Origin of the sequence: Photorhabdus sp. RM323S (genome assembly GCF_042879375.1) — a bacterium.
Classification (GTDB): Bacteria; Pseudomonadota; Gammaproteobacteria; order Enterobacterales; family Enterobacteriaceae; genus Photorhabdus; species Photorhabdus tasmaniensis.
The window spans coordinates 62,260-81,459 of sequence record NZ_JBHFKZ010000013.1 but is presented as its reverse complement, the minus strand read 5'-3'; the positions used below and the strand labels follow the sequence as shown (position 1 = coordinate 81,459).

The 19,200-nt window shown below is 43.7% G+C and carries 8 protein-coding genes; 4 read left to right on the top strand and 4 right to left on the bottom strand.

The annotated features are described in order from the left end of the window. Nucleotides 1-220: 220 nt before the first annotated feature. The 3 genes from ACGF7G_RS08365 (at nt 221) to ACGF7G_RS08355 (ending at nt 2,442) form a co-directional block, all read left to right on the top strand. Entirely contained in the window at nt 221-433 is a 213-nt protein-coding gene (locus tag ACGF7G_RS08365) for a helix-turn-helix transcriptional regulator (RefSeq protein ID WP_133814762.1), read from the top strand. A gap of 1,275 nt (nt 434-1,708) precedes the next feature. Further along, on the top strand, nt 1,709-2,146 hold the full coding sequence (locus ACGF7G_RS08360) for a hypothetical protein (protein WP_387464710.1): 438 nt from the start codon (nt 1,709-1,711) through the stop codon (nt 2,144-2,146). Nucleotides 2,147-2,154: 8 nt separating this feature from the next. Further along, the gene (locus ACGF7G_RS08355) at nt 2,155-2,442 is read left to right on the top strand and encodes a type II toxin-antitoxin system RelE/ParE family toxin (protein ID WP_387464708.1); all 288 of its coding nucleotides are present in this window, start codon (nt 2,155-2,157) and stop codon (nt 2,440-2,442) included. Nucleotides 2,443-2,598: 156 nt separating this feature from the next. Here ACGF7G_RS08355 and ACGF7G_RS08350 read toward each other — a convergent pair whose 3' ends face one another. The 4 genes from ACGF7G_RS08350 to ACGF7G_RS08335 form a co-directional block, all read right to left on the bottom strand. Next, nucleotides 2,599-3,777 (bottom strand): MalY/PatB family protein, encoded by a 1,179-nt coding sequence (locus tag ACGF7G_RS08350; protein WP_387464707.1) that lies wholly within the window; start codon nt 3,775-3,777, stop codon nt 2,599-2,601. Beyond that, nucleotides 3,764-5,218 (bottom strand): Na+/H+ antiporter NhaC, encoded by a 1,455-nt coding sequence (gene nhaC / locus ACGF7G_RS08345; RefSeq protein ID WP_387464705.1) that lies wholly within the window; start codon nt 5,216-5,218, stop codon nt 3,764-3,766. The genes ACGF7G_RS08350 and nhaC overlap by 14 nt, the downstream gene beginning before the upstream one ends. A 159-nt stretch (nt 5,219-5,377) precedes the next feature. Continuing rightward, on the bottom strand, nt 5,378-6,379 hold the full coding sequence (locus tag ACGF7G_RS08340) for a LacI family DNA-binding transcriptional regulator (RefSeq protein WP_387464704.1): 1,002 nt from the start codon (nt 6,377-6,379) through the stop codon (nt 5,378-5,380). Between the two features lie 255 nt (nt 6,380-6,634). After that, entirely contained in the window at nt 6,635-7,306 is a 672-nt protein-coding gene (locus ACGF7G_RS08335) for a helix-turn-helix transcriptional regulator (RefSeq protein WP_387464702.1), read from the bottom strand. 1,147 nt (nt 7,307-8,453) lie between these two features. Between ACGF7G_RS08335 and rtxA the strand changes: the two genes are divergently transcribed. After that, a complete protein-coding gene (gene rtxA / locus ACGF7G_RS08330) occupies nt 8,454-19,037 on the top strand; it encodes an MARTX multifunctional-autoprocessing repeats-in-toxin holotoxin RtxA (RefSeq protein WP_387464700.1) in 10,584 nt (3,527 codons plus the stop codon). The last annotated feature ends 163 nt before the right edge of the window (nt 19,038-19,200 follow it).

The following is a 19,200-nucleotide window of genomic DNA, read 5'->3' as shown; positions in this document are numbered from 1 at the left end:
TAGATGTAACGTTTAAAACAATAATCATCTCTCTTTCTATATCGGAGAATTTGCTGTGCTTTGCGGGGTTTGACGTCTTAGCACAGCTCTTTTTTTAGTATTCCGCACCCAGTGCGGGCCCAGGGGAAAAGCTGTAACAACATAAAAACATTGGTCTGATAAATAGGAAGCGGATATGCGCATAGTACCTTGTACAACCAAACTGAGGAAGGAAACAGGAATGATCGAAAGACACGATTGGCATAAAGCAGATATTATTGCGGCGTTGAAAAAACGAGGAACATCGTTGGCGGCAGTTTCAAGAGAAGCAGGGCTTGCATCATCTACTTTAGCAAATGTTTTACACCGCCCATGGCCCAAGGGTGAGCGGATTATTGCGACCTTTTTGAATTGTGAGCCGTCTGAAATATGGCCAAGCAGATATTTTAAGTAAATTATTATTCGTAAAGATTTACTTGAACTTCTCATAACAAAGTTAATGAGAAGGAAATTCAATGTCTGGGGTACGAGCAGAGTTTTTTGCAAATGAAAATTCTCTTCGTACATCAGGCATGATTTTGATAGGCAGGTTTTCTACATATATTGAATAAAGCTCGGTGGTGTTTTGTGAGGATGAAAATTTATTTCTCTTTAAACGAAGAATATAATCGGATTAAGTGCGATTTGGTAACATGCTGCACTTATCCGACTCTTCACCATTATTGGGTACTGATATGATATTGTATTTTTATTTTACGGTGTTAACTGAGTTAAACTGGTGATCACCTTCTCAAGATATTGACGAGGGCAACCCAAATTTATCCGGATAAATCCTTTTCCCCTATTGCCAAAATTCCGTCCCATTGAAACATTGCATCGGCACTACGTTGCAGCCATGACTCCATATTATGATATGCATGAAGCCATAGAGGGTAAAGTGTTTGAAGAGTTTCATAAACTTTACCCCCCTGATAAAAACCCAGAAAGAATAAATCAAGAGGAAATTATAAAAGGAATGAGGGAGTTCTATTATCACAGAATGATGAGTACCGCGAGTTTGTTACTTTCAGGCGCATCTTTTTCAGTGACTATAATAGCCTTACTGATTGCTATTATAGCGCTGTATAAATGAAGAGCATGAAAAAGGAAAAACACCACTCCTGAACGTTCGCAAGTAAACGAGAGATTTGGACGAGACAAACAAAAAACCCCGGCATAAGCCGAGGTTCTTCGGGTTGTTTGGTTTAGCGGGACGATTTGTTACGCCATTGAGATAGGCAACAATTAAACGCCTTGCAATTTACTATAATTTGCACTATAAATTACAATAGTCCATGAGGTGAGTTATTCGCCGGTATTTCACCAAATTACAATAAACGTATGTTGCTGATTTAAAGCGTGATTTTACACTAAGTAGTGTGTAAATTCACATTTAGGAGTGTAGCAAAATGAAATTTATTGATTTTATTGAACTGATAAAAGATAAGATTGGTGAGAACTGAGAAAATGTTCAATTGGAAGTTCCAGATGTAGTTTAACAGTGGCTGGCTCACGATTGAGCCAGAAAATGTTGTCGTAGGTGAACTTCACCCTAGCTCAAACCAGTTTATAAAGTCACACTGTTGGAAAACATATCCAGAAGAGCGGGAAGAACAGTGAGTTTTCGTACCACTGAACGTCAACCCCTGAAACGGGATTGTGAAATATTCAGAAATTGCGAGGTGACAACATGACTGAAACTATCGACCACGGCACCCTCTCCCATCTTGTTGAGGCCGGAGCCGTCAGAGGAGCGCACATCGTAGGCCAGCAAGGTGGCTGGGCCGTGATGGTGCGCTATGGAATGTACGAGCGACCACTGGCTGCACAGCGCAGTCGCAATGTGCGGCTGTTTCGCAAGTTCGAGACGCTGGTTTCCTACCTCAAAAAAATGGGCATTGCCCGCTTCGACGTGGATTCATCAAACTACGCCCCCGCCCCCCTCAATACCTCAAGGCCCGATCGTGCCGAAGCGCTCAAGCGTACCCACAAGGCCGCTGCCTATGATGCGTGGTTTCGTGAACAGGTACAGCAAGCCATAGACGAACCCGGACCGGGTATCCCTCACGCGGATGTCAAGGCCAAATTTGCCGCCAAACGTGAAGCCTTGCGTAAACGCAATGTATAGGGTCGCGCATGAAAATCATTTGGCGAAAGATCGCGGAAGCAGATCGAGAACATATCTTTGATTACATCGCACAAAACAACCCCAACGCCGCGCTTGAGCTTGACGCAAACTTTGATGCTAAAATCGAACTCGTTGCTCAGCAGCCTAAACTGTACCGTCCCGGCCGCATACGCGGCACGCGTGAAATAGTCGTGCAGCCTAATTATGTGATTGTCTATCGCATCAAGGACAGTGGTACGATGGTTGTGCTGCGCGTGCTCCATGCTGCCCAGCAATGGCCCCTGGCCAAGCCCTGACAGCTCAAGATTACTTTTCCTTAGCGTGCTGTAAGTGCTGTTCTGGCGTAAACAGCCGCGTTAAACGGGATAAGTCGATTTCCAGTAAGTGGATGGAGTTGAAAACTCGGTAAACTCAAATCATTTAGACCGTTTGCTAAATATTGTATTTTTATTTTACGGTGTTAACTGAGTTAAACCGGTGATCACCTTCTCAAGATATTGACGAGGGCAACCCAAATTTATCCGGATAAATCCTTTTCCCCTATCGCCAAAATTCCGTCCCATTGAGACGGCTATTTTCGCTTTCTGTAGCAAGGCCAACTGGAGAGCATCGTCGTCCAGACCTAAAGCGCGACAATCCAACCAAGCCAGGTAGGTGCCTTCGGATTTGGTCATTTGGCACCAAGGGACAGTATGTGCTATAGCTTGCTCCAACCAGTGGCGGTTTTCAGCCAGGTGATTTTGTAGCTCATCAAACCATAGACTTCCATGTTGATATGCTGCTGTGGCCGCAGTCATCGATAGCGAGTTAAATACGTCTAATCCGTGGGCGTTTAATCGATCATTAAAGGCACGCCGAAGGCCGGGATCTGGAATGAGAAAGTTCGATATACGAAGTGATGAGAGTCCAAATGTTTTACTTGCTGAGGTCGCGGCAATGACGTTGCTATGCCATTTGTTCCCCAGATGCAGTACTGAGGTAAATGTTTTCCCAGGTAAAATCAAATCAGCCCAAATTTCATCAGAAATTACCGTTGCACCGTACTTTTTACAGAGCGTTAATAATCGGGTCAATTCGTCTTGATTCCAGCATCGGCCAGTAGGATTGTGTGGGTTACATAACAGGAGCAAAGGTGGTCTGTGTTGCTCCAACACCTGTTCTAAATGATCATAGTCAATTTGATAACCTTCAGGACTTTCAAGTAGCGGGTTTTCAACAACTACCCTGTCGTTCATGGTGATGATTTTGGCGAATGAGCCATAATAGGGCCCTTGTATCACGACGCCTTCACCCGGTTTACTGAGCATCTGGATCAGCAAAGCCAGCCCGGGTATGACTCCTTCTATTGAAGTGAACCAATCCCGGCATAAGGTCAACTGGTGGCGTTTTGAAAACCAGTCTATGGCTGCCTGGTAATAGTTATCGTCGCGTTCGCTATAACCGAAAATGCCATGGTTGACTCGGGTGTGTAGTGCTTGGCGGATTTCTTCCGGACATTGGAAATCGAAATCAGAAATCCACATTGGCAGAAGATCAGTTTGATTCAATTGCAGGTAACGATCCAGAAAGTCCCATTTAACAGAGCCCGTATTGTGGCGATCGATTATTTGATTGAAATCATGCGGTTTCATGTTGGCTTTCCTTATTTTTCAGGGAATGTTCCGGTGCGACTCTTGCAATACCGAAACCAGTAAAGCCATAAATGAGTGCAAAAAAGACGGCAGCGTAACACTGGATAGCCCAGGGCAGCAGTTCAAGCGTACTGACACCCAGAGTCGTTGCCATGTAAATACCCGCAGAAGTCCATGGGATGAGTGGTTCAATGACGGTACAGGCATCTTCTATTGTCCGTGACAGGTTTTTATTATCCAGGCCCAAGCGGCGATAGGCTCCTTTGAAGAGCTCTGCCGGGATGAGAAGAGCCAGTTTTCCGTCACAGGTGGCACCGGTCACGAGAATGGTTGTGGCTACGGTTGCCGCGATAAGTTGTCCGGTTGTGTGAACCGCTTGCAGCAGATGGTTAATGATGGTGGTCAGGGCACCAGTGAGCGCCAAAACGCCGGCAAACGAGAAGGCACAAAATACCAACAGGATGGTACTCATCATTGAGAACATGCCACCGCGATTGAGCAAACGTGGGATTTCGCCAACGACCCCGGTGATGTTGTGTCCCTGGTCAGAGAACATTGAGAGATTGAAGCCATCTATCAACGCATTAAGGCCCTGCTTAAGTGTGAACCCTTGAAGACCTATGCCGATCGCAATAGCCAATGCACATGCAGCCAGCATAACGGGTATTACCGGACGTTTTGTTATTGCACCCCACAAAACCAGTACCGGTGGCAAAATTAGTAATAAATTGAAGTGATAAAGGCTTTCAAGAGATTGAATGATGTCTGTGACTTTTTCAGGTGTTGCGATGCTACCTACTGAGCTTGTATGACCAGCGATAAGATAAATAATCGTCGCTAACATAAAGCTTGGGATAGTGGTATACATCAGGTGTTGGATATGGCTGTAAAGGTCGGTGTCGGCGACGATGGCGGCGAAATTAGTTGAATCAGATAAAGGTGAAATTTTATCACCGAAATATGCACCTGAAACAACCGCACCTGCGGCGGCAGCCAAAGGTACATCAAGACCTGCGGCTACCCCCATTAGAGCAACACCCACCGTTCCGGCTGCACCCCACGATGTACCGGTGCAGACTGAGATAACGCTCGTGATAAAGAAGGCGGCAATGAGTATATATTGCGGGCTAATCAGTTTTAATCCCCAGTAAACCATATAAGGTATGGTTCCGCTGATCATCCAGGTTCCGATTAGTCCCCCTACGCAAATCAGTATCATGATCACCGGCATTGCTTTGGCTAGCTTTGCCACAATGGAATCAATAATGTCATTCCAGCGGTAGCCTTGCCAATACGCTAAGGCCGCCGCTATTCCTGCTGATACGAGTAATAAGGACTCAATGCGCAGTCCTAGTTGACCATAGCCAATAATCAGAAGTAGGAGCATTGCTACGATTGGTAGCATAGCGAGTCCCAGATTAAGCTTTTTTTTGTTATCCATTTAAAATCCCTGTTTCGGATATGTTATTGAGAAAGAATAATAAATTTTTTTCGAATGAAATGTGAGAAATGTGACTTGTCCATGTAATCGGTTTCATGACGTGTGAAAGTGCGATCTGTGTATCGTTTTTTACGCTTGTTTTGTAGGTGATGCTTTTCTTTATCCCAGGGAGAAAACAGAATCTCTGATGACGAGTTCGGCTGAGAACATATTCATTTGTGGGGCGGGTTCTTCCTGGGCATTGAGCTGTAACGCCAGATTAGCAGCCCGCCGTGCCATCCTTTCTATTGGGTAGTGTACAGTCGTTAAAGAGGGATAGAGATATCGTGCCGGGACGATATCATCAAACCCAACAATTGACAGTTGTTCCGGTAAGTTGATTTTCCGTTGATGCAGGGCTCGCATCATGCCGGCAGCCATAACATCGTTGAATGTCACTGCGGCAGTAAAGTTGATGCCGCTGCCTAAGAGCTTTTCTGCTGCTAGCTCGCCTCCTTTTTCGTCAAATGGAGCGCTGATAACCCAATTGCCAGGTACTGTGATACCTGCATGAGTCATTGCAGAATAATACCCCTCCAGGCGGAGTTTTCTATCATTAATAGGCAGGTCTGTCGTTACACAGGCGATTTTTCGATGACCATTTTGGATAAGGTAGTGAGTAGCAGCCTGCGAAGCGCTAACGTTATCTAACCAGATGCACCGGTTGGCGATGGCAGGCAAATATCGATTAACAATCACTAATGCCGGCGTATGCGCTGCATAACGTAATATGTCTGTATCACTCATTCGAGTGGTATGTGCCACTATCGCTTCACACCCTTGATTGATTAAAAAATCTAAGGCGGATTTCTCAAGTTCAGCCTGATGCCCACCACTACAAACCATCAGTTTTACCCCTTTTTTTCGGGCAATTTCTTCAACTCCGCGCGCTAAACGAGAAAAAAAAGGATCAGCCAGGTTACCGGTGAGTAAACCCAACATATCCCCGCATCTTTTTGCCAGAGCAAGCGCAGCAGAATTTCGGTGGTAGTTGAATTCACGCATTGCTTTCTCTACACGTTCACGGGTACCGGGTTCGACGTAAGCGGTGTTATTGATGACCCGGCTTACGGTAGCCACGGATACGCCCGCTTGATGTGCTACGTCTTTCATTGTAGCCATATTCCTTTCCTCAGCAGTTTATGTAATCAATGACAAATGTGAAGCGGGGGATCATAGCCTAATTTATTCAGATTATCATGAAAGGATTTATGTGCCTCATTGTAAGCGAATAATATGAATCGGACTTATTTGAATAATCTCGAATGAATGGTTTATTTATCATTGGCATGTATTGAAAGTTACCCGTTCTCCCTGTCATTTAATCAGGGAAAGCCGATTAAATGACAGGGTGTAAAGAGGCGCAGGCATCATCTTTTATAGCAAAAAATGGCCTGTAGTTTGAACGTATTTAGGGGGAATATAGAGATCATAATTATTCTCTTTGCAAAATAACCTCAATTCAGTCATTGATCCAATTGATAATTTATCATAGATAATTTTTAAATATTTTTCTAAGCTACGGCATGAAATCTTCATTTCATTGGCGATAAGCTTATTGCTGACACCACGGCAGAATAAAAAAATTATTATCCACTCTTTCGCCGTCAATATATTATTAGGGGGTCTGAGTCTAACAGAGGTAGATGAGTCATTTTTAATGTAATTGTATAGCGAAAAATGGTTTATGGCTTTAGCGTGACCAATTATCCCCATGCATTGATTATTTTCATCCATTAACGGGTATTTGTCACAAGAATAGGATTGAAGTTTTTGACCATTGTCTGGCAGATAAGCCCCAATAGATGATACTTTCTGCATAGACTGTAAAACCTTACGGTCATGTTCTTCAAAAAGGTGAGCAAAATTATTAAACAGTGTAGGTAATTCTTTATCAGTATATCCTATAACATCAAAATTTTCAGGTAATTTGTTTACTTTAATAAACACTGGATTTGCATACATAAAACGGAATTCTTTATCTTTTACAAACCATGATTCATGACTTTTATCCCACATATTTGTTAATTGAGGGGTAATTTGACTCATATGTGACCTTAAAAAATATAAATAAAAAAATATTCCAGTAATGAACAAAGACAGTGATTCGTTCTATGGTGAGCTACCCAATAATCAGAAGTAATCGCATTGCTATGATTGTCACTATATTTACTGCCAGATTAGCGATACCATTTTATTTAAAATCCAGTTTTGTCTAGGTTATTACAATAAGATAATAAATTTGTTTCGAATGGAATGTGAGATGTGTTATTTGTTTCATGTAATCGGTTTCATGAAGTGTGAAAATGTGACCGGTGCATCAATTTTTGATCTTGTTTTATCTACGATGCTCTTTTTTGTCCGGACCAGCATAGAGTCTGACAGCCATACCCGGATGGAGACTATAGTGTAAACCAGTTAATCCAATGCCGTTGTCAGCATAACCTATTTTGGTTAGTTATTTTGTATTTATTGGTCGTATTTATTTAGATAAGACTGCTGGATGTGTTCTGTTATTTTCTTACGATAGATGTTTTATTCCAAATGAATAAGTTAAATTTCCCTGTATTCTTGATGTAAAAATGTTAATAATTTGTCCTTATTGATTTTATTTATGAAAAAATTATTTAATAATTTAAATTAAAACAGTTAGTTACGTTTAGTTATTATTATGGTTTGTTTTTATTGTCTTATTGCATTTTGAGCATCAATGTGGGGATATGGGGCAATATATGGGGGGTAAACAGACTTTCTTGTATATAAATATTGATTTTGAGTTTTTGCCCTATATTATTTTATTCCACTTATTCATTTAACCGTATTTATAGATATATAGGCTCATTATGTCTCTGAGCTTAGTGTTTTTGTTATCTTTGTGAATAAATTTCTTTTTGGGGACGAAATATGTTTAATAAATTTGAATAAATCATCTCTGATATCAGTTATCACGAGGGGTTTTTCTCTTTATTTCATTATTTAGAAAATAATAGCCCAAAAAGTGACTGAAAACAGCAATCAGCCTGGATTAGAACAGATTATATAAAAGAATATCTGATTGATTGCTGTCATTGTTTTTTTCCGTGGAAAGGTCAGAGGGTTTGTATCGTTCACGGGACATTAGATTCTCAAAACAACTGCTGTATCCGCCAAATACAGTGGTTTTCTATTTAACCTCAATTAAATTAAGGGATTGTTTATGGGGAAATCATCAAACCGCAGTACAGAATATTTCTTTACCGGGAAATATCAAGATGATGATGATGGTAATAATATTGTCGCTATTGGCGTCGGGGGAGTTATTTATGCTGAAGGAGGAGATGATCATATTACTGTTGGTTCGCTAGGGGCAACAATCTATGCCAGTTCTGGCGATAAGGCCGTAGAGGGTGGGGCCGGATATTTAAAAATAGTGAGTATTGACGGTGATCTGAATGTACATGGTGCCGCAGGTTACGAAAGTATTGATAAAAACGGTAATGGCAATATTTCATTTGCTGGCGCGGCGGGCGGTGTTTCTATGGATCACCGAGGAAGTCGCGGTAATCTAAATTTCTCCGGGGCTGCTGCTTATAACAACCTGAGTCGTAAAGGACAATCCGGTGATGTGACGTTTAAAGGTGTCGGCGGTTATAACGAGTTATGGCATGAAACTCATCAGGGTAATTTAAACTTTATCGGAGCTGGTGCTGGCAACAAAATTGACCGTACCTGGTATGACCACTATGAGGAAAGCCACGGTGATGTGAAATTCGTTGGTGGGGGGGCCGCAAATAGCATCAGCTCCCGGGTTGAAAACGGTAATATTGATTTTACAGGTGTAGGGATTGATAACCATATTATTCGTAAAGGGAGAGAAGGCAATATTATCTTGCACGGTGCAGGAGCATCAAACCGCATTGAGCGCTCGCGAGGAAGTAAAGATAAATATGAACAGACTCGCGGTAATATCGAATTTGAAGGCGCAGGTGGTTATAACAAAATTTATTCTGATATAGCTCATGGTAATATCAGTTTCTCTGGTACCGGTGGTTACAATGAAATATCAAGAATAGGTGAAGATAGCGATTCGTATAGTCAAGCTTTGGAATACACTAAAGCTAAAGAAATTGTATTAACAACGGCGAAGATGGGCGTTCAGAAACCCCAGCAAGTGATAGGAATTAAATCAACTACTGAGCCTAATACTTATCTCTTTGCGTTTGCTGATGAAATGTATACTAAGATCAGTAAAGTTCAGCTGAGAAATGATCCTGAAACCGACAAACTGAGTTATTACGCCACTTCATGGCGTAAAAATGGTAATCAACTCAAAAATCTTGCTACGAAAGATATCTCTTTAGAGAATGGATTTGATTATATAAGCAATGATAATGATTACCATCTTTTCAATTTAATCTTTGAACATTATCAACCCGTTACTATTCAGCATACTGTTGAAGAAGGTTTGCAGGAAAATCAATGGGTGACTTATGCCAGCGGAACCACCGCTAAAGCAGAAGATATCACGTTGATTGATGCAAAAATGCATGGGCGTGCAATCCATTCTGATGGTTTGGTATTGGATGTTTCAGCGGTGAAATCGAATCGTCGATCAAATGCTTATGTCTATGCCAAATATGTCGAGTCATATACCAAAGTGATTATGGTGGAGTTGAAAAATGATCCTAAAACCGGAGAGCTGAAATATTATGCCAGTGCATGGTACAAAGCAGGCGACCATACCCGTAATTTGGCCAATGAAGATTTTTCCCCCACAAATGGTTATAGCTCGATGGAGGAGAAGGGATATTTACTAACTAACCTTAAATATCAAGTCGATACTGTACGCCGTGTCTCTGAGCATTTAGAACATATTGAAGAACATAGCCATCAGGAATTGGTGAAATCATCTTCAAATATCGGTGATAGCACCGGTGATGTTAATTTTAGCGGTATGGGTGGCGGAAACGTTATTAAATCCAGTGTAATAAATGGCAATGTTAATTTTGAAGGTGATGGGATTGCTAATGTCATTCTTCATAGTTCGAGATTCGGTAATACGCATTTTGAAGGCGCAGGTGCTGCCAACGTCATCGTGAAAAGTGGTAAAGAGGGCAACCTGTGGTTCCGGGGTATCGGTCTGGCGAATGTTCTCGTTCATCAAAACCAGTGGGGAGAAATGGATGTTAACGCCGGCGGTGCGGCAAATGTGCTGGTTCGAATCGGTGACGGGCAGTATCTGGCTCATCTTCTGGCGGTTGGCAATATCTCGATCCATCAAGGTCATGGTGACAGCCGAGTTATCATGTTGGGGGGGTACAATACCCATACTCAAATAGGTGATGGTAGCGCGAACTGGTTAGGGGCGGGCGGTTTTAACGTCATGACCCAGAAAGGTAAAGGAAACGTCTCTTCGGTATTAGTGGGTGGGGCCAATGTACTGACCAAGCTTGCAGCAGGTCATCTGGTTTCCGGTATGCTCGGTGGTGCCAACATTATCACGCATATTACGGGTGATAATGAAATATCAGATACCACCGCAATTGCGCTGGGCGGTGCCAATATCCTGACCAAAAAAGGGAGGGGTGATGCTGTTGCGGTGATGGGCGGTGGTGCGAATGTTCTTACTCATATTGGTAATGGGAGTACGACGGGGGTGATGTTGGGTGGAGCCAATATCCTGACCAAAGTAGGCAATGGTGACACTACAGGCATTATGCTTGGAATTGGTAATGTGCTGACACATGTTGGTGACGGTCAGACACTGGGGGTCATGGGAGCAGCAGGTAATATCTTTACTAAAGTGGGAGATGGAACCGCAATTGCGGCCATGATTGGTGCTGGCAATATCTTTACCCATGTTGGTAAGGGTGATGCATGGGCATTGATGGGTGGTCTGGGTAATGTCTTTACCAAAGTGGGGGATGGCAATGCGCTGGCACTGATGATCGCAGCCGGCAATGTGTTTACTCATGTTGGAAATGGGATGAGTGTTGCCCTGATGCTGGCCAAAGGCAATGTCGCTACCAAAGTGGGTAATGGCATGACGCTGGCAGCAATGATAGGCGAGGCCAATGTGATGACCCATGTCGGTAATGGTCAAACATTTGCCGCTATGATCGGGCAAGCTAATATCTTGACGAAAGTGGGTAATGATTTGACTGTCGGCTTAATGGTGGGTAATGCCAATATCTACACCCATGATGGAGGTGGAACAAGTATTGGTTTGTTTGCCGGTGAGTTGAACGTGATGACCAGGAGCGGTGACGGTACAACGCTGGCGGCAATGTTTGGTCAAGCCAATATCATGACTCATGCTGGCGACGGTTTAACTGGGGTGCTGGCACTGGGTAAAGCCAATATTGTCACCAAAGTGGGTAAGGGTTTTATGGGCGTTATGGCTGCGGCTGAGGCTAATGTCGTCACTCATATAGGAGCATCAACGACTGCTGCCGTGCTATTGGGTAAAGGCAATATTCTGACCAAAGTGGGGAATGGTACTACGGTCGGTCTGCTGATTTCCGATGTGGGTAACATCATGACACACGTTGGTGATGGCACAACCGTTGGTTTCGCGAAAGGTAAAGCCAATATCATTACTAAAGTGGGGGAAGGTACAGGGGTTAACGCTGTCTGGGGTGAAGCTAATATCCTGACTCATGTTGGTAATGGCGACCGTTACAATTTCGCCAAAGGTAAAGCGAACATCATTACCAAAGTAGGGGGTATGCAAGAAGTCACCGTCGTTCAGGGTGATGCCAACATTATTACCCATGTTGGTAACGGTGATGATTACACGGGAGCCTGGGGCAAAGCTAACGTCATTGCTAAGGTAGGCGACGGAAATAATGTAGTACTTGCCAAAGCTGATGCCAACGTTGTGACTCAAGTCGGTAACGGCGACAGCTTTAATGCCTTGTGGAGTGAAGGCAATATCGTTACTAAAGTGGGTGATGGTATGCAAGTTACCGCGGCGAAAGGCAAAGCTAATATCACGACTACAGTGGGTGATGGCTTAAGTGTGACTGCGACGCATGGTGACCTGAATGTGAATACCAAGGTGGGTAACGGTGTTTCAGTCAATGCAGTATGGGGTGAATATAACGTCAATACTAAAGTCGGAAATGGTCTCAATGTTGCGATCATGAAAGGCAAAGGCAATGCCAATATTCATATTGGTGATGGTCTGGGGATTAATGCCTCCTATGCACGCAATAATGTGGCGATTAAGGTTGGTAATGGTGATTTCTACAGTCTTTCTATTGCGGAGAGCAACACACAAAGTAGTCATCTCTCTTCTCTGTTTAAGAATATTAAACAAACTGTGTTAAATGTGGAAGGTAGCCAAGCGATTAATTATCTGATCCATGGTGATGAGGCGAGTACTTCTGGGACCAATAAAGGTAGAGGCGCGATTAATTTAACCGAAGTTTCTGCCATTGATGGTTTCCAGATGGATAAAATTGATGAAGTTAGTTCGGATCTGGCTAACAACTTGAGTGGCACAATAACCCCGGTGGAGACGCCTGATACCGGGGGTATCCAGAATGCCTTGCAGATTGGCAATAATGTTAATTCAGCTCAGGATAAGGCATCACCACAAGCTGATGCGGTTATCAGACATGCGAAGCAGAATAAAGCCGCGCAAAATGCGTTAAGCGATAGAGAAAAAGCTGAGATAAATCGTCAGCTCCTGGAACAAGAGAAAGATAAACAGCTTAAAGCAATTTCAAAATCACAATTCCAACTAGAATCAACGAATCAAGATGCGCTGAATAACAATGGGCAAGTACAGCGTGATGCAATAAATGAAGAGTCTAGGATAGTCACAAAAGAACTATTTTCCATGACTCAAGGCATGGATGCGTTTAATAACTATGGGAATTATGATGGCAAATCAGGTGATGAGTGGCGTAATCGGTTTGCCGTTGGATATCTGGATAATATCCAGAATAAATTAAATGATGCCAAACTTACTGCACAAGAAAAATTAGCTGATGCACAGCAGCACGTTATTGATAAACGAGAAACAGTAAAAACAGCAATTGAGAAATCAGAGGCGGGTTTAGGGAAAAGTCTCGAAAATATAGATAATGCAGACGAAGATATTGTAGACGCTGAGAAAAAAGCAGAGCAGAGAAAAGAAGAAGCATTATTACAGAAACAACGGGCAGAAAGATCAGAGAGTGACGCCAATAGCGCGTATGAAAAAGCGAAACAGCGTGGTGAAAGAGATAGTTTAGAAGCGGAAAATAAAGCGGCTCAGGCGCAGAAGAATGCAAAAGATGTGAAACAGGCGGATGATGCTAAACCAGAGCGTATCGGGGCAACGGGTAGCGGTTTGTCTGGAGAAGCTTATACACCAATCGAGGTGGAGAAATCGAAAAGCCATATTGATCCTAAATCAAAAACTGAAGCTGACGGCTGGATTAGTGAAGATTTAACATTAACAGCAGAAGATTTGGCCGCCTTGAATAATGCACAACAGGCAATTAATCGGTTACAGCTCAACAAGAACATCCGTTCAGAAAATACCGGTGCTTCGATCATGTCAATGTTTACCGAAACATCATCCGATGGCACTGTGGGATCAACCTTAAATAAACCCAGAGAGTTAACCAGAAAAGCACCGACGATTTCAGGTATTGATCTGCAAGGATTAGGGGGAAATAACCCTAAATCTCGTTCTTCTGTACTTAAAGAATTGGAACTTGTCTTACTGAGTAAGGGAGACAAACGGTTTATTGATTCTACTAAAAGACGTCTTGGTTCGATAAATACCGATCTGCCTGGTAAGGCGCTGGTGGCCGTACGTGAGGCTTTTAGCAGTACCGTCGAACAGCCTGATGAACAGCATATATTGCAGCTTGAGAACGCGTTAGCTCATTGGCAGCAGCATGACCCCAAAGAATTCGCTCAGCGTAGTAAATTGGTGAAAAGCTTACGTTTTGAGATGGGTGAACTGGTTGCTTACATTCAGGCCCAGAGAGCTGAGTCAGCCGGGATTTTGGGTATCACTGTGCCACCTGAGCAAGTGCCACAGTTTGGTCAGCAGGTATCCTTTGACGGTTTCGGGCGTGTAGTGGGCCTGAAAGGCGATATTGCGCAAAGCGAAATTAATCGTCTCATTGATTGGCAAATTAAGCCATTAACCCAGATTAACTCCGCTGAGGAGCGGGATGTACCTAAGACCGAAAGCGAAAGCCTTATCGTTTTCGTCAGCCGATTACAACAAGAAGCTATCCCAGAAGGTAAGCCTTTGATTGAACGCGCTAGAGAACTTTGGCTTACCGGGCAAGTAACACATCAGAAAACCAAAGAATTATTTGAGGATGCTGTTACCCAGTTGAAAACGCATCCTGAATTGTACACTCTGGCTCAACAGCTGTTGGCCGATGCCAACAAAGAGAAGGCCACTGGACAATATATTGATAACCTGTTTGGCCGCCATTTTGATTCTGAACTGGCCTATGAACTGGTGAAAACGGCATCACCGGAGGCGAAAGATACCGCTGAACGAACAGGTAACTTCCTGGTACAGGATTTTGAACAGTGGATAAGTGGTTTTTATCCCGAAGGTGCTGAACGTGACCAGAAAATTGCCGGCAAGATGCAAGCTTTTGCTAAGGCTATTGATAAGGATTTTCGCCCTTGGTTCAGCCGGGTGCCTGAGTTAACAGCGTTTCTGGACGAACCAACTTTTGCCAATTTTAAGATCATGATGACTAAAGTCGATGATGGTTTTTCTGTGATTAAGGTGCCGTTTCTGGCGGTAAAAATGGCGACCACTCGGGGGATGGGGATGGATAGTGCTGCCTGGAAGAGAGAAGGCGATATTTTCTATCAGGATGTGATCACTCAAGCCCGTTCAACCAGTACTGAACTCACTGCCGGAAATGATGTTACGTACAAAGTCGAAATAACGGGAAAGCAGACTAACGATTATGGTACGGCGCTACCTTACCAGCCTGTGAATGGTCAGCATGATGACTTCTTGTATGGCAGGAAAGTTGCTGCGGGGCGGATCCTGATCCCCGGACGGGAAACTGCATTTGAGGGTAATGCGTTAGCACAAAGCCATTCTGTGGTGACAGGAGCGTCTGGCTCGACCAATATCATGGTTCATCTCAATAACTATATTGCTAGTAAGCAGCCTGACTTCCCGAAGGGGCAGAGCTATCTCAATACCTTGGCATTTCTGGTATTTGATGGTGGTCATTCCGTCAACGAAAGTCTGGTGGTTTACAAAGCGTTACAGGCAACCGGTGATGAGCGTAAGCAGGTACTGAACAGTTATACCGCCAATTATAAGGATCTGGCAGATATTGCTGGGGGATCGGGTAAGGTGTGGGTAAATCAAGCGCTGGATAATGCTTTTAAAGAAACTCAGGCGTTTTATCAGAAGTATGCTGTGGTAAAACCGCAAAACCGCCCTGCGCTGGAAGATCTAGATGGGTTATCTGGCAAAAATAAAGGGACAGCGCCTGTTATTATCGACGATAGTCATCTGAACAAACCACTTGATGCCTGGCAAACGGTGGAAGTAACTCCACAGATTGATAGCCGTGAAACTCGCTTTGATGGTCAGATCATTCTTCAGATGGAAGATGACCCGATAGCCGCCAGAGCAGCAGCTAATCTGGCGGGTAAACACCCGGATTCCAGCGTGATTATTCAACTTGACTCCAACGGTAAATATCGGGTTGCTTATGGCGATCTGTCTAAATTATCAAACAAATTACGCTGGCAGGTTGTTGGTCATGGCCGTGATACGTCAGAGCAGAATAACATCCGTCTGAGTGGTTACAGTGCCGATAAATTGGCGACCAAATTAACGCAGTTTTATCAGAACGCTAAGCTGGGCGAAAAGGCCATCAGCAAACCCGATCACATCAGCCTGGTGGGTTGTTCACTGATTAGTGATGATAAGCGGAATGGCTTTGCTCATCACTTTATTACTGAGTTGGATAAACAGGGTATCCGCAGTGATGTTTCAGCCCGTAGTAGCGAAGTAGCGGTTGACGCAACAGGCCGTAAATTTACTCGTGACGAAAATAACCAATGGGTTAACAACTTGCCTGATAACAAAATCGTCTTGAGCTGGAATACCGAGAATAAACTGATAACGCATACAGAACAGGTTCGTCGTGGTATTGCTGAAAGCGATATCAGCTTCGCTAAAGTAGGCTACACAGAGGCTGATTCGGTTACCAAAGGGGCGATTGCGGATAACACTGAAGTTTTCATTGAGCCACAGAAGCGTAAAAAGGTTAACACCAGCGATAACTCGCATCGTCAGCTCAGTTACTCCGGTAATATCCAGGTGAATGTCGGTGACGGAGAGTTTACTGCACTTAATTGGGGTACATCGAACGTCGGTATTAAAGTGGGGACGGGTGGTTTTAAATCACTGGCTTTCGGTGACAACAATGTGATGGTTCACATTGGTCATGGTGATAGTAAACATAGCTTTGATATTAGTGGCTATCAGGCGCTGGAAGGGGCGCAGATGTTTATTGGTAACCGTAATATCAGCTTCAACCAAGGTCGTAGTAATGACCTGATTGTGATGATGGATAAATCCATCCCAACGCCACCGTTGGTCAATCCATTTGATGGTGCTGCCCGTGTTGCTGACGTATTGAAAGGTATTGCCCGTTCCGGTGAAAAGCAGGATTGGTTAGCGGCACAAGATCAGCAATGGACCATCGTCGGTGCGAAAAAGTTTGTGCGTGATATGTCTGGTTTAGACCAAACCAGCAGCGTAGATTATAAAACACTGCTTAATTTGGACTCACAACATGAACGTAACAGCCGTGGCTTGCAGTATGACGCCGAATCAGCACTGAACAAAAAATTCAATCAGTGGCTGGGTGAAAATGGCAATAGTATTGAGATGGGCAAAATAAGCCGTGCAGACAAATTCCGTCAGGCCAATCAACAGCTGGCTTTCAACTTTGCCGTTGGGGGGCGTGGTGCTGATATTCAGGTTACGACCGGTAACTGGAACTTTATGTTCGGTGACAACATCCAGTCAATTTTGGATACCAACCTGGGTTCCCTGTTTGGTTTGATGACTCAGCAATACTCGACAACGGGTATGGCGAAAACCACCTTTACTTATAATCCGAAGGACTTACCGCGTCAGCTTCAGAATAATCTGCTTGGCCGATTAGCTAGTGTGAGTGAGGATACCACCTTAGCGGATATCTTTGGTGTGGACTACACCGCAGATGGACATATTGTTTCCCGCACAGGCAAGCCTGTTGATGGCAAGGCTATTCTGAAAGAAATGCTGGAAGTGATAAGGGAATTTAGCGGTGATCAACTGAAAGCCTTCACCAACCCAGAGAAATTGCTGGATAGTTTGGAGGCTGGCATCAATATGGGAGAAAATGGAGTCAAGACATTTGTGGAAAGTCATGGCTTGAAAGAGAAAGCACCTGATGAAAGTCAGGGGCAAGAAGCTGTGGTTAGCATCAACGGTGATAGCGCTCAAGTTAATAGCAAAGCAGAACGTGCATTTGGCTTTAATTCGCTGAATTTACCTAACCTGTTTGCAACGATGTTTAGTAAAGATAAACAGGCAGAGATGCAATCATTAGTGACCAATTTGAAAGAGAATCTAACAGCAGATCTGCTCAATATGAGGCAAAAAACCTTTGATTTCCTGCGTAACAGTCATCATCTGCAAGGAGATGGCGATATTCATGTATCGTTGGGTAATTATAACTTCAACTGGGGTGGTGACGGTAAAGATCTCGGTGCCTATCTGGGCGATAACAACAACTTCTGGGGTGGTCGTGGTGATGATGTTTATTACTCATTAGGAACATCCAACATCTTTGCTGGTGGTGAAGGGAATGACATGGGCGTTCTGATGGGACGTGAAAACTGGATGTTTGGTGGCAATGGTGATGATACCGCCGTGGTGGCCGGACGCATTAACCAGGTTTTTATGGGTGAAGGTAATGATCAGGCGTTTGTCTTTGGTGAAGGTGGCTTTATTGATGCAGGTAACGGGCAGGATTATGTTGTCACCTCCGGCAACTATAACCGGGTAGATACCGGAGCAGGTGAGGACTATGCTGTGACCATCGGCAATAACAACCGGGTTGACCTGGGTGAAGGCAATGACTTTGCCAGGGTGTTTGGTAATGACAATCGGATCGACGGTTATTTTGGCAATGATACGGTTAAACTGATGGGCTACCATGCGGTAATCAACGGTGGAGAAGGTGATGATCACCTGATAGCGGCGGCTATTTCGAAGTTCAGTCAGTTTGACGGCGGAGAGGGTCAGGATCTGCTGGTACTGGGCGGCTATCAGAACAGCTTCCAGGGTGGCGAGGGTGCAGACAGCTTTGTGGTCAGCACAGAGGTGATTGATAACCGGGTTAGCGATATTAACACAGAAGATATGATCCTCTTTAATGGTGTTGACTGGCAAAACCTGTGGTTCCAGCGTAGTGGATACGATTTGGTATTATCAGTGAATCGTCCTGTTCAGGATAAAACGGCTCAGAGTATATTTGAATCAATGGGTTCAGTGACCTTTCATGATTATTTTAATGGTCATCGTGCCAAATTAGTGACTCAAATGGGTAATAAGGATGTATCAGGAGAGCGAGAATTTACTGCATTGTCAGATAATGCGGTTGATTCTTTGATTCAGGCCATGAGCAGTTTTACCCCGACAGCGGGGGATAATGGTTTCATTGAGAATCTGGATAGTAAGGCGAAAGTCGCTATTGCAATGGCGTGGACAGATACCACCATCGGCAAGGGGAAATTTGCCTGATTAACGCTTTATAATAAAAAGAAAAAATAAGAAAGTTGTAATAAGAATAAAAGTGGCTCACAGAACAGGTGGGTCATTTTTACACTTTTTTTACACATCCATTCACTCTTTTATCAGCTTCTTTGCACCACCTTGCCTAACCTCTATCTATCCACATTCTCAG

Coding starts and splice junctions, on each gene's coding strand:
- ACGF7G_RS08365 (WP_133814762.1), top strand. CDS start 221: ATGATCGAAAGACACGATTGGCATAAAGCAGATATTATTGCGGCGTTG.
- ACGF7G_RS08350 (WP_387464707.1), bottom strand. CDS start 3,777: ATGAAACCGCATGATTTCAATCAAATAATCGATCGCCACAATACGGGC.
- nhaC (WP_387464705.1), bottom strand. CDS start 5,218: ATGGATAACAAAAAAAAGCTTAATCTGGGACTCGCTATGCTACCAATC.
- ACGF7G_RS08340 (WP_387464704.1), bottom strand. CDS start 6,379: ATGGCTACAATGAAAGACGTAGCACATCAAGCGGGCGTATCCGTGGCT.
- ACGF7G_RS08360 (WP_387464710.1), top strand. CDS start 1,709: ATGACTGAAACTATCGACCACGGCACCCTCTCCCATCTTGTTGAGGCC.
- rtxA (WP_387464700.1), top strand. CDS start 8,454: ATGGGGAAATCATCAAACCGCAGTACAGAATATTTCTTTACCGGGAAA.
- ACGF7G_RS08355 (WP_387464708.1), top strand. CDS start 2,155: ATGAAAATCATTTGGCGAAAGATCGCGGAAGCAGATCGAGAACATATC.
- ACGF7G_RS08335 (WP_387464702.1), bottom strand. CDS start 7,306: ATGAGTCAAATTACCCCTCAATTAACAAATATGTGGGATAAAAGTCAT.